Source organism: Candidatus Pelagisphaera phototrophica (genome assembly GCF_014529625.1).
Lineage (GTDB): Bacteria > Verrucomicrobiota > Verrucomicrobiia > Opitutales > Opitutaceae > Pelagisphaera > Pelagisphaera phototrophica.
On the sequence record NZ_CP076039.1, the window covers coordinates 348,367 to 361,078 of the forward strand.

The 12,712-nt window shown below is 49.0% G+C and carries 8 protein-coding genes and 1 pseudogene; 6 read left to right on the forward strand and 3 right to left on the reverse strand.

The annotated features are described in order from the left end of the window. Nucleotides 1-115: 115 nt before the first annotated feature. From GA004_RS01705 to GA004_RS01715, 3 genes are all read right to left on the reverse strand, one after another. Nucleotides 116-283 carry a hypothetical protein gene (locus GA004_RS01705; protein WP_283395559.1) on the reverse strand — a complete coding sequence of 56 codons (168 nt, stop codon included), beginning with the start codon at nt 281-283 and terminating at the stop codon, nt 116-118. Nucleotides 284-621: 338 nt separating this feature from the next. Next, entirely contained in the window at nt 622-816 is a 195-nt protein-coding gene (locus GA004_RS01710; RefSeq protein ID WP_283395560.1) for a hypothetical protein, read from the reverse strand. Between the two features lie 308 nt (nt 817-1,124). Continuing rightward, nucleotides 1,125-1,772 carry a VPDSG-CTERM sorting domain-containing protein gene (locus tag GA004_RS01715; RefSeq protein WP_283395561.1) on the reverse strand — a complete coding sequence of 216 codons (648 nt, stop codon included), beginning with the start codon at nt 1,770-1,772 and terminating at the stop codon, nt 1,125-1,127. Between the two features lie 932 nt (nt 1,773-2,704). Between GA004_RS01715 and GA004_RS01720 the strand changes: the two genes are divergently transcribed. The 6 genes and pseudogenes from GA004_RS01720 to prsR all read left to right on the forward strand — a co-directional run bounded on the left by GA004_RS01720 (nt 2,705) and on the right by prsR (nt 12,618). After that, entirely contained in the window at nt 2,705-3,946 is a 1,242-nt protein-coding gene (locus tag GA004_RS01720; protein ID WP_283395562.1) for a porin family protein, read from the forward strand. Between the two features lie 1,034 nt (nt 3,947-4,980). Further along, complete coding sequence (locus GA004_RS01725; protein WP_283395563.1) at nt 4,981-5,811, forward strand: exosortase/archaeosortase family protein; 831 nt, start codon at nt 4,981-4,983, stop codon at nt 5,809-5,811. Between the two features lie 146 nt (nt 5,812-5,957). Next, nucleotides 5,958-8,120 (forward strand): tetratricopeptide repeat protein, encoded by a 2,163-nt coding sequence (locus GA004_RS01730; RefSeq protein WP_283395564.1) that lies wholly within the window; start codon nt 5,958-5,960, stop codon nt 8,118-8,120. A gap of 289 nt (nt 8,121-8,409) precedes the next feature. After that, nucleotides 8,410-10,533: an XrtA/PEP-CTERM system histidine kinase PrsK gene (gene prsK / locus GA004_RS01735; RefSeq protein ID WP_283395565.1), complete on the forward strand. Its 2,124-nt coding sequence runs from the start codon at nt 8,410-8,412 to the stop codon at nt 10,531-10,533. Between the two features lie 195 nt (nt 10,534-10,728). Beyond that, nucleotides 10,729-10,995: pseudogene (locus GA004_RS17865) on the forward strand (GxxExxY protein); the annotation flags it as partial. Nucleotides 10,996-11,265: 270 nt separating this feature from the next. Then, complete coding sequence (prsR, locus tag GA004_RS01740) at nt 11,266-12,618, forward strand: PEP-CTERM-box response regulator transcription factor (protein WP_283395566.1); 1,353 nt, start codon at nt 11,266-11,268, stop codon at nt 12,616-12,618. Nucleotides 12,619-12,712: the final 94 nt, after the last annotated feature.

The window sequence follows — 12,712 nt, forward strand, 5'->3', positions numbered from 1 at the left end:
AGCTCCGATGCGCGAGCAGCGTTTTCGCCAGCACGCGAGTGTCCTCCTAGAAGCTACCGTGCCTGCCGCCGGCCCCTAGAGCAGTAATGAACTCGCCTGCGGCGATCCGGGCATGCTAGCAGATCAACTCGCTCGAAGTATCCAAGACGTGCTCCATGACCGAGTCCCAACGGACCCATACCTGACGTCCCACGTGTTGCTCGGGAACGTCGAAGAATCCGCCTTCTTTGACGACGTAGCAATCGCGTCCCACTTTGCGTCCCACTTTGCGTCGCCCTTCCAAGTAGCAGGGAAACAGTCCAGAAGAAAGCGGCCTCAGAGAGGACTTCTCATCGGAAAAGAAATGCCCCTAGAATCGCTACTTGGTGGTTCCACATATCCCCTGTTCGGAAACATTTGACTCTTAGGATCGGATGTAACCGTTCAGATCGGCGAGACTCTTGATGTTACACTTTATCTTTCCTTTGTACTTCGGGCCGTTCGGACATGTCGGTATAATCGCCGTTTCGTAGTGACGAGCGAAGGACGGCCGCTTCGGGTTGGCTTGCGGGTCATGTATTTGGCCTTCCGAATCGCCGCCTTGAGATTGTCAGAACACAGCCTTGCGGGAACTCTGCAGAATTAGCGTAGCGCGTTCTCCAGCCTCCTTACAAAGCTCTTCGTATCCTGGCGAAATATAGCCTCGATATAACTCTTGCGCGAAAACGACAGGGGTAATCCGAAGGGGTTAGCTCCGCCTGTGGCGATCATCCTCGCTTTGGATAATACCATCGTTCCGTAGTCAATCTGCACCTTTTCGCCAAGCTTGGCTTCCATTCAACAGGCCCGCTTGAGGTTGACACTTTGCACCACCTTTACGACGTGTTGGACCGATGCGTGCGAGTCCTCGAATGCCACTTAGCTCCGCAGCAGATCTCCGTAGATGCGATTGGTTTCTATGCCGCTTAAGGCTGGGTCTCGATGACGGCTCGAAAGGGATCGCATTTGCTCGTCCGGCCTAGGCTATTCCCGGTCGTCGATCCAACAAAGGCATCTGGCCGATTTTAGGCATCCATCTCAAGCAACCAACAACAAAAAGGTGCAGTCGCTTACGACTGCACCTTGGATTTTGCAAAAACTCAGGCCTAAATCTTGCGACGGAAGACCGCCAGACTAGTGAGAGCCACACCTAGCAGCGCTAGCGTTGCACCATTGTCAGGAACGCCAAATCCTACCAAACCAAAATCCGATTCACCATCACCTTGATCAGTACCACCAGTGGCTGCTACTGCGGTGAGTGTTAGTTGAGTGACACGCAGACCGCCAAACGGATTGTTAATTCTCCAGATAGCAGCTTCTGAACTATCAGCTAACGAAAGGTTATCGACTGTCCCAGGTCCAGTCCACGTCGCAGTATCCGAGCCATTGGCTGTCAGCGTGTATTCCGTGGTGCCGTCCGCGTTGAGTGCGGCGATCTCATGGGGATCCCCATACTCTGGCCCATCGAATAACAAGCCTAGCGTGATATAGTCGAATCTCATGGCTTCGTCGAACGTGATTACGAGATTCTCGCCTATACCGATTTCAGGACCTGCCGCGCCCCCAACGACACCCAGGTAAGAGCCAATGCCGGCTACGGCTATGTCTGTGACCTGCAAAGTGTTAGCACCAGCAGAAAAGGAACCGCCACTAAAGCTCGTCCCGTTGGTCCCCGCATCATACGTTATTGCACTTGCTATCGAGGCAGTCCCTAGAGCAGTGGCCGCAATTATTGTTTTCGTTGTTAACCTCATATTTTTTTGTTGTTATTTAAACTTCAGTTATAACCTGTGTTGCATAAGGCGTGCCAACCAGAACACTTCAAATCCTAAAAGATGTCTAAATACTCTTTATCTCGTTTAATGATAACAGTTTAAGATATATTTTATTTCTACTTTCGACCACCCTCCTAAAATCCATAACTGTCAAGAATACTTACACTCCGCTCTCTAAAAATTCTATACTCTTCATTAAGCGCTGGTCATTAATTACTTACAAACAATATTGATTTTGTAAGAAAAACCGACACTAATCAATTTTGTTGAGGATGCCGTTAGCAAAACCATTACTATTTACCATTCAATATCTCACAGAAAAATTAGGCCAAAATTCGATCTCATTTGGCCGAAGTTACGAGACCTGTGCCACTTGAATGATTCGCCTAAGCCTTTCGAAAAGACCCATACTTGAACGGTTAAGGTATATCGTGGGACAGAAGATCAGGGTTCTGAGGGAAGCGGAGAATCCGAAACTACCTCCTAAGAGATCTTCCTGCCAGTGCTTTATCGACCTAAGTTCCGAGGCTCAACGTAGATGAGATGACATATACTGGTGGTGCGACGCCCCTTGTTTGAATGCAACACGCACCTAGCGGGTGCATCCAGACGATCGATCATGGTGCTGCAGCCTATTAGATTGAGCCATATCGCTGCAGATAACAGCGAAATCTAGGATCAACGAGGAATTCCTTCCAAATGGAAAAGGAAGGCGCACAGATGAAGCGGCAAAGACTCTCGAACTACCCACGATATCACTTCTCTTTGATTTTAACAATGCTTTCGCCACGCTCAGAAAGCTCAGTTTTAATTCCGACAAAATTTCGCCCCCCTCGTGACTAGAAAACCGTTGCGGTATTCGCTTTCTTTACGGTTTAATCATTCTGATTACAGTCCGATCTCTATCTACTATGAAACGTTCTATGATTATGATACTCCGCTCATCAGCGACCGCATTCTCGCTAAGCTTCTTAATATTTCAGGGCCATGCCCAAGAATCTTCGAATTCCTACACCCCTATGGTGCCACGCGAATCCCGCAATGTCAGCGAAGCCTCCAATGTATCGCTTAGCGCACTAACTCCCCAATTACGTGAATCGACCCCCCTTCAACTCGGCCCCGTTCTCCTTCGCCCCAGCCTCAATTACCGCTATACTCAGTCGGATGGATTCTTGGCTGGTCGCGGGAATCGGCAAGATTCAGTGATTGAAACGATTGGGGCTTCATTCGCTTTCGATTATCGCGACCTGTGGTCTCTTAATTACAACCCTTCTTGGACACACTATTCGAATGCCTTTCTGGAGGATAGAGACTCTCATTCCTTGAATTTCAATACCGGCTTCGATCTTCAGGACTGGTCAATGGGCTTCTCGCAACGCTTTCGTAAGGGCGGACAGGCCCTAATCGAAACGGCAGCCCAAACCGATCAGGAAACGTTCGGCACTACTTTAAGTGCTTCGCGCCAGCTTACTTCCACATGGTACCTTGACCTCAGTGCGGGTCAGGATCTGCGATCTACTCGACGCTACTCCGACGTAACACAACATTCCGTATCCAGTTGGCTACGCCGCCAGGCAAGCTCGAAAGTAAACTCTTCTATCGGCCTCACTTGGGGATATTCCGATATGGATCCAGGCTTGAACACGGAATACCATCAGGCGTTGGTTCGCTTCGGGTTTAAACCAACAGTCAGACTAAGCGCTAATCTGCAAGGCGGAATAGATTCCCGCAAAGTCGATACGGCAGGATTCAAAAAAGAAGAGAATCCGACCTACAGTGCCTCGCTTCGGTATCAAGCTTTTGACTACACGACCATTGCCATTAATCTCTCCCGGAGAATCAACGCTTCCTACTTTAGCAATTTCAACAGGGAAACCGAAGCTCTCACCTTGAGTTTAAATCAACGTTTGCTCGGGCGCTTCAGCCTAACGGCTTCCTACGGGCAGCGATTATCCGACTACCTTGGACTCCTCGGCAATTTCGTCGTTGGCCGAACCGATAAATACGATTCGTTTTCGGTGAATTTGAGTACCCAACTCGTAAATAGACTTAGTGTTTCCGCATTCTATCGAAAGAACGAAAACGCTACAAATACAAGTGGGTTTGGGTTTTCAAGCGACCAGTCAGGGTTCAGTATTGGGTACCGGTACTAAGGCGAGCTGACTAGACGGCTGACTGTATGATTCTAATTGAAGATTCGTTGGAAACACAGGTCGAGATTCTTTCTGAATTAACAAGATTCCGCACCACCTTGCATCGCAGCTACGCGAGGGACTCGCGTGGATCTAAGATGGTTTTGGGTTAATTAAACCTATGAGTTCGACGGGGCCATCACTCGGAATAGCCAACTCCGCCTGCGTGGCTGTAGCGGCACGAAGGCATGAGATCGTCCGATACCAAATCCAGCAACGAAGCCCATCGACAGGCTCAGGATTTTCGAGAGTGTCCAAGAAGTCCTGAATACGGAAGATTTTCTACATTTTATTAGAAATTTTCCTGGACATACTCCCTACTGCAGGTACTCGATGAAAAAACCATATCCATGCTCCCTTACCGACGCCGAATAGAGCGTAATTGAACCACTGATACTGGAGTCCCCCGAGCTCGGTCGACCGCCCCGCTACGGGAAAAGGCGAGTGCTCTACTCTGTCCTCTATCTGGTTAAGGGCGGTATAGCCTAGAGTATATAGCCCAAGGATCTTCCGTCCTAGAGAGTATGCTACCACTACTTCTCGAAACGGAAAAAGAGCGAGAACTGGGAAAAAGGCTCATAAAGAACTTCGCGGATTCGTGCGAGTTTTGTATTATTAATTGCTGATCGCTAGTCGAAAAATACTTATCGCTAATCAGCAAGAGACTTAGGCCCCTTGGACAAATTCGCTCATGTCGTCGAAATCGTATCTTTTTGACCGAAATCGCAAATCCTTGCCGCTAGATATTTCAATTTTACTCGGATCTAAACTCGCAATTTCGCCTTGAAATGCTCTCGACTCGATCCGGGATTTGTCCACACGACCTAAACTGAGGAAACCTTATGCCATTGTATTGAGTTAGCGATTGAGAAAAACTCTGATCCTCCGATATAACTTCATAACTTAACCTATTCAGAATTATCAATTCGCAATCTATAATAAGCTATTGGCGATCGCTTTCACCGCAAACGCGGCGATTCGTTTTCGCGGTATCTGTGCTTTCGCTGGCGTTCTCTAAGTCGCTTTATGGACTGGTTCAACTGGCTTTAAATATCGAACTCCATTCGCATATCATTCTGATACCGGTCGTCAGCGTTTATTTCGCGTGGATCAAGAAAGACACGCTGCCTGCTGCCTCCCCTCCACGCAAAGCCCTAGCAATCGCTCCTGGCCTGGCCGCAGCAGCCTTATTGATCTGTTCCTGGACTACAGGGAATTTCGAGGCAGCCGAAGACGCTATGGCTCTAACCACTCTCGCGTACGTCCTGTTGATCATAACTGCGGCCCTATTTCTTAACGGCCCGAATACCCTGAAAAAGCAGCTCTTCTCTTTGTGGTTTTTGATCTTCCTCGTCCCCATGCCTCTGGTCATTCAAGATTGGGTAAACACCTTTTTCCAATACACTTCCGCAGAGGTCTCTCACCAAATGGTAAAGTCTGCCAACATTCCAATTTTCCGCCCCCACCCACTGACCTTCGAGCTTTCCACCATAGAAATTTACGTCGCTCCCTCATGTAGCGGCATTCGGTCCAGCTTAGTCCTCTTAATCACTAGCATTGTTGCGGGCGAACTTTTTCTCCAATCAAAGTGGAAACGGTGGCTTCTAGTCTTTTTCATCATACCTCTCGCTATCGCTCGAAACGGGTTCCGGATCTTTACAATCAGCTACCTCTGCGTAAATGTTGGACCACACATGATTGGCCACTGGATCCACCACAAAGGCGGTCCCTTCTTTTTCGGTCTTTCGCTTATCCCATTCTTCGCTCTGCTTTATTGGCTTTGGAAAAAAGAGAAGAAGCAGCCTGTGGCTGCCGTTAAAGATTGATAATTACGAGGCCCTTCTATCAATCGTCCCGGCATTTAAAAACAGTTTTGCGTTCTTCTCTGACTTTGCGGTTAATTTCAGCTAGTTTTTAACATTTTCACCATATCACTAATTTTAGCGATCTTCTATCCGATCTCTCAATAGTCATGAAAACTCAGCAACTATCCATTTTCTTGCTTCTCGTGCTGTCGCCTATTGGCCTCTTAACGGGCTGCTCGCAGCAGGCGCAGCTCGACGAGCACCTCATCCTCGGAAATGAGAGCTTCGAAAAGGGCGATTTCAATACAGCCGAAATCGCATACAAAAACGTCCTCCAAATCAACTCCAGCATAACTGAAGCGATCGGGAACATTGGTCTAATCTACTACCGCCAAGCCCGCCTAGCCAAAGCCTTCCCCTTCCTATCTCAAGCCCGAGCACTTGAACCCGACAATCTAATCTATCGAAGCAAGCTATGCTCGTTGCTTACAAAAGTAGGTAGGCCCCAATCCGCCTGGGACGAAGCGTCTTTTATATTAGAAAAGGACCCAACAAACAAAACTGCTCTTTTCGCCCTACAAACCGCCGGGCTTGATCTTCAAAAGATGGGCGAAGCTAGAACAAAAATCGAGCAATTAAATGCAACCCAATCATCTGCCGCTGCAGTCCTAGCTATCGGCTTATTGGATGCCATCGAATCAAATTTCGACGCGGCCGAAGTACGCTTTCAGGAAGCGGTTAAGATGGATCCCAATTTAGGGGAAGCCCACGCCGCTATTGCCATGCTACATTTAGCCCGTAACGAAATCGATGCCGCAAATACCTCCTATCAAAAATCATTCGATCTCTCTAACGGCGAACCTTCGAGGCAATTCATCTACGCCCAATTCAAGGCTCGAATCGGCGACAAAGAGGCCGCTGGCTTACTCATTGATGATATTCTTGAAAATGAACCCCGTTTTGTGCCTGCCCTGTTATTGAAAGCTAAATTGATATTCGCAGACGCCAAATTCGATGACGCTACGAAACTAACGAACCATATTCTTCGCTTAACGCCCCACAACCCTGAAGCGATACTCCTAAGCAGTCGATTGAAATTGGCTCGAAATCAAACCGATGAAGCCATTCTTGAACTCGAACGAGCCCTCGAACGCTTCCCCGAATCGGATGCCATTGCCTACGGGCTGGCTCTCGCTCAACTAAGCAACAACGAGCCCATTAAAGCTTCTGGCAACCTAACGCGAAGCATCGCAATTAACCCCAATCACACAGAGGCCATTATGATGCAAGCAGCCATTAACGCTCGTCAGGGTGATCCTGAATCGGCCATAGTTTCGTTAAAACAAATTTTGATCCAGAACTCCCAAAATGTTCAGGCTCGAAAGCTGCTTGCCCAAATCCATCTCGAAGCCGGAAATTTAGAAGATGCCTTAATCCTATACAACGCTCTAGGCAACCAATTGGAGGCCAACCCTGCTCTCCCTCAACTCGAGGCAGAAGTCCTACTCCGTATGGGCAAGACAGACGAGGCGAGAGCAGCCTTGGCTCGGTCTCTTGATCGCAATCCGAACTACTTGCCATCGCTTCAGCGAATAACTGATATCGATATCGCGGGCAGCCGCTTTGACGAGGCCGTCTCTCGGATTGACTCGATGTTCCAGAATTCCACGGTGCAGGCCCACCTACATATGCTGAAAGGCAAAATTCTCCTCGCTGGAGAAGACTATACCGCTGGTGAAATAGAATTGAAACGGGCGATAGAATTAAAGCCCACATTGCGCGATGCCTACCTCTATCTCGCTATTCACTATACGATCACCGGAAAAAACGATGAGGCACTATATAAATTACAAGCGATGGTCGATCTCAATGCGAAGGATATCGAAGGGCTCATGCGAATCGGCAGTCTTTACGAGCAACGCCAAGAATTCAATTCCGCGAAATCCAATTACGAGAAAATATTGGAAGTAGACAAGAACAACAGTCGTGCCCTCAATAACCTCGCCTACATCAACGCCGAGCATTTCAATGAACTCGACTCGGCTTACGACCAAGCTTTGCAAGCCCGTAATCTAAGCCCAACGGATCCCATGATTGCGGATACTTTGGGCTGGATCAGTTTCAAGAAAGGCGACTACGAGCTCGCCTTGACCCTGATCAAAGAAAGCGTCGCCAAAATCAGTCAGCATCCGGAAATTCAATACCATCTGGGCAAGACGCATGCGGCTCTCGATAATGACACCGACGCCAAAGCCGCCTTCTCCAAAGCCTTGGAATTCGGCCTCGAAGGTGAGAAAGCCGACGAAGCGAAAAAAGCACTCGGCCAATAAAAACGATTTTTAACTGCCCACCCGTAAGTGCACTCGAGGACACGGGGTATTTGAAAATTATGGATTGTGGATTTTATATACCGCCGGATAGAGTTGAGCGTCCCTATAGCAAACATGGAAGTCGGATCATTCGCTGCTGTTGCCCGGAACGGCTAACCCTACCAATTAATCCATCCTTGAACGCCAACAGCGAAGTCCCTATTGCTAATCGTTGATGAATCACTAATCGCCAATCCAGACCTTCCGACCCCAGACCCACCCCTCAGGCCTCATCTTCACTCCTTAAAAAATGAATCTCATCGCCCCAATGGCCTACCTTTCCGCTGGGATCTGTGGGGTGATTAGCGTCGCTTACCTTGTCCTGACGCTCATAGGCAAACGTCGTTCCCTCGCTCGCTGGACCTTTAGCATTAGCATAGCCCTCCTTGGTTTCGAAAGTTTAGTCACGGGCTTTAGCAGCGCAGCTACGACCCAAGCAGATCATTTTCTTTTCTGGCAGCAAATCCGATTGGTCGTTCTATCTTTTTTGCCAGGTACCTGGATTCTCTTCAGCCTGACCTATGCCCGAGGAAGCACCCGCAAATTCCTCCATAGCTGGCGATATCTGTTAATCGCCGCATTCGCCCTCCCCGCCTTGCTCGCCACATTCTACAGCGATAGCTATATTCTTTTCCGCCAGTTGCAAGGAGACGGCCGTATCGCCGTTTTTTTAGGCTGGCCCGGGCAAGCCAGTCACTTCCTCATGATATTGGGCTCTGTCTTGAGCATGATGAATTTGGAGCGGACCTATCGAGCCGCAGTCGGAGCAATGCGCTGGCAAGTCAAATACATGCTGCTCGGATTGGGGACGCTATTTTTGGTACGCTTCTACACCAGCAGCCAAGCCTTGCTTTTCGCCAACGCACATAGCGATATAGATACCATTAACTCGATTGGCCTAATCGTATCGTCCTTACTGATCATTCGAGCTATAAGTAGGCGAGGGCACTTCGATATAGAGCTCTATCCCTCCCATGCAATTCTGAGCAATTCCCTTACCGTTTTGCTGGCCGGCATATATCTATTAGCCGTAGGCCTCCTCGCTAAAATCGTTACCCTCATTGGAGGCGACATCAGCTTCCCCCTCAAAGCGCTTGGCGTACTGATCGCCTTAGTTCTGCTCGCCACCCTTCTCCAATCAGATCATTTCCGATTGAACATTAAACAATTCGTCAGTCGCCACTTCAAAAGGCCCATGCACGACTACCGAACGGTTTGGATGCGCTTTACCGAGGAAAGTTCTTCCCACGTGCGACAGCCAGATCTCTACAGCGGTCTCGCCAAACTAATCGCTGAGACCTTCGATTCTCACTCCGTAAATCTTTGGCTTTTCGGAAGCGACCTAGCCAAACTAACGCTCGGCGCATCTACCGTTATCCCCGATAAAGCCTCTCCCATTCTCGATCTTTCGAATGAAGAAATCGTAGCTCTGAAATCTCAATTTTCCGATTCGCGCAGGCCCATTGACCTAGATAAGAGCAAGGCGGACTGGGCCAGAAAACTGAGAGATTCGAATCCCAATAAATTCCCGCATGGTGGAAATCGTATCTGTGTTCCCATGACGACTCGAGAATCCATTTTAGGTGTTATCGTAATCGGCGACCGTGTGAGCGGGATTCCATTCACTGAGCCTGAATTCGACATTCTCATTAGCGTTGGCACGCACGCGGCCTCGAGTCTTCTCAATCTCCAGCTATCCGGAAAACTTGTCGAGACCCGAGAGTTGGAAGCCTTCCAAACGATGGCCACCTTTTTCGTTCACGATCTCAAGAATACCGCTTCTACGTTGAACATCATGGTGAATAATCTTCCGATACACTGGGACAATCCCGAATTTCGCGATGATGCTCTGCGCGGCATCACTAGGACAGGCGATCGGATCAACGACATCATAGGTCGGCTCAGCACTGTGAGAAATGAAATTGAGGTGGACCTGAAGCCTCTGGAAATGGGCGCTTTTGCAGAACAGGCTATCGACATCTGGCACGCTCCCGAAAATACCGAGCTCGTGACGCGTTTCGAATCTCGAGCCATCGTCAAAATCGACAAGGAGCAACTCGGCAACGTGTTGCTCAATCTCGTTATCAATTCCTCCGAAGCCATGGAAGCCGGCGGCCGTATCGAAGTAAGCATGAGCACGAACGAAAAATATGCCATTCTGAAAGTGAGCGATAACGGCTGCGGCATGAGCCAGGAGTTCGTGAACAAGGATCTTTTTCGCCCTTTTCAGACAACTAAGAAACACGGTCTCGGAATTGGAATGTTCCAGAGCAAAATGATCGTCGAAGCCCACGGCGGACGATTCGAAGTCGAGAGCGAGTTGGGCAAAGGTTCAACCTTCAGATTGCTACTGCCAATCGAGAAGGAAGATTGATTGGGATGAAAGTGTTTAACCGCAAAGGTCGCTAAGGACGCAAAGGGATTTTCCAGAGACCTCATTGCTGCGGATTATAGATAACCAGGGGAGGAAACGATTATGAATATTGAAGAATTGTGTAAGATCGTAATTTCCTCGTCATTTGAGATTCATCGCGAACTCGGCCCGAGTCTGTTCTAATCGACTTACGAGCACTGTTTATTTCACAATCTGACGCTCAAAGGCATCAAAGTTGAACGGCAAAAGTCAAAACCTATCGAGTACAAAGGCCTGCGAATCGACGAGTGTTATCGCCTCGATCTCTCGGTCGAAGGCAGAATCATATTGGAATTGAAAGTCGTCGATAAGATAAACGACATCCACTATGCTCAATTACTCACGTACCTTAAACTATCCGTTTGTAATCTTGGCTGCTTAATCAACTTCAATACAACATTGCTCAAGCTTAGCCTCAAATGAGTCGTGAACAATCTTCCACAATAACTGAGAAACATTAACCGCCCACCCGCATAGCAGGTCCAAGGACGCAAAGGGGTAAAGCCATTCTCAATTCGCCTCAATTCTTCCATTACCTTTACACAAGCATCGAAATCTTAAAACTAGCCGAAGGCCCCTCGCGATCTTAGCGGTTAAAAACTTCAACAAGCTCCAATTAGGTCGTTAACACCTTGTAAGAAGCGCGAAAAACTCCGAGATCTTCAATTCCTATTTTGTCGCAGGCTGCATCCCATGAATCCCACTTTACTAATAGTTGACGATGACGAGGAAATTCTCACTCAAATGAAGTGGGGTCTTTCCGAAGATTACGAGGTGACCCAAGCCTCCGACCGCGAATCCGCTCTGGACCGATTTCGCGTCCACAAGCCGCTGGTGGCGATCTTAGACCTCGGGCTCCCCCCCCATCCCAACTCAGCCGAAGAGGGACTGGCGACGCTGTCGGAGCTTCTCGAGCTAGATCCTAAGGTCAAGGTGATCATTGCATCGGGACAAGGGGATCGGAGCAATACCCTGGACGCCATCGGAACTGGAGCTTACGACTTTCTCACCAAGCCAATCGATATGGACGAGCTGCAACTTCTGCTAAAGCGTTGCTTCCACGTTGCCGAGCTTGAACGCGAGTACCTCGAATTGAAACGGCAGACCCAGGCTGACACATTCGAAGGCATGATCGGCTCCAGCCAGGCCATGCAAGAAGTTTTCGATACAATCCGAAAAGTCGCGACGTCTGACGCATCGGTTATGATTCTAGGCGAAAGCGGAACGGGCAAGGAAGTTGCCGCACGAGCGATCCATCAGCAAAGCAATCGAAGGGGTGGGGCATTCGTCGCCATCAATTGCAGCGCTATCCCCGAGAATCTGCTCGAAAGTGAACTCTTCGGTCATGAAAAAGGGTCCTTCACAGGGGCCCATGCCCAGCAAATCGGCAAGATCGAACAATCCAAAGGCGGCACCCTCTTTCTCGATGAAATCGGCGAAGTGCCCCTCCCGGTTCAAGTTAAGCTCCTTCGATTTCTTCAGGAAGGGTACATCGAACGCTTGGGAGGTCGGGAAACCATCCAAGTCAACTCCCGCATTCTAGCTGCAACCAACGCCGATTTGAAGAAAGGGATGAATGACGGCAGCTTCCGCGAAGATTTCTATTTCCGACTCGCCGTGATCGAACTAAATCTGCCGTCGCTTCGCGACAGAGAGGAGGATCTCCTCGTCCTCGCAACGGCTCTATTACAACGCTTCGCCACCGAAAACGACAAAGAAGGACTAACCTTTGCCAAGAAGACTTTAGCCGCCATAGAGCAACACACATGGCCCGGCAATGTGCGGGAACTGCAGAACCGAATCCGAAGAGCGGTTATAATGTGCGACGCCAAAGCCGTTTCGGCTGAGGACATGCAGCTATCCGGCTCAGGATTTATAGCTCCTGGGCAAACCCTCAAACAAGCTCGTGAAGATCTTGACCGCGAACTGATACACTTTGCATTGAAAAAGCACAAAGGCAAAATCACCTATGCCGCCTCGGAGCTGGGTATCAGTCGCCCCACTTTCTACGAACTCATTGACAGACTCGGCATCGAGCGGCCTTGAACTTGCTATTCCTTGATCTAAGCCGCAGCAGAGCCGCTCAAGGACTTTTTTCCTCGAGCGGCTCAAATCTATGAAATGGCACAATATTATTTTC

Bases quoted from the DNA above. Each gene is read 5' to 3' on its own strand.
- GA004_RS01720 (WP_283395562.1), top strand. From the start codon at position 2,705: ATGAAACGTTCTATGATTATGATACTCCGCTCATCAGCGACCGCATTC.
- prsR (WP_283395566.1), top strand. From the start codon at position 11,266: ATGAATCCCACTTTACTAATAGTTGACGATGACGAGGAAATTCTCACT.
- prsK (WP_283395565.1), top strand. From the start codon at position 8,410: ATGAATCTCATCGCCCCAATGGCCTACCTTTCCGCTGGGATCTGTGGG.
- GA004_RS01710 (WP_283395560.1), bottom strand. From the start codon at position 816: ATGGAAGCCAAGCTTGGCGAAAAGGTGCAGATTGACTACGGAACGATG.
- GA004_RS01715 (WP_283395561.1), bottom strand. From the start codon at position 1,772: ATGAGGTTAACAACGAAAACAATAATTGCGGCCACTGCTCTAGGGACT.
- GA004_RS01730 (WP_283395564.1), top strand. From the start codon at position 5,958: ATGAAAACTCAGCAACTATCCATTTTCTTGCTTCTCGTGCTGTCGCCT.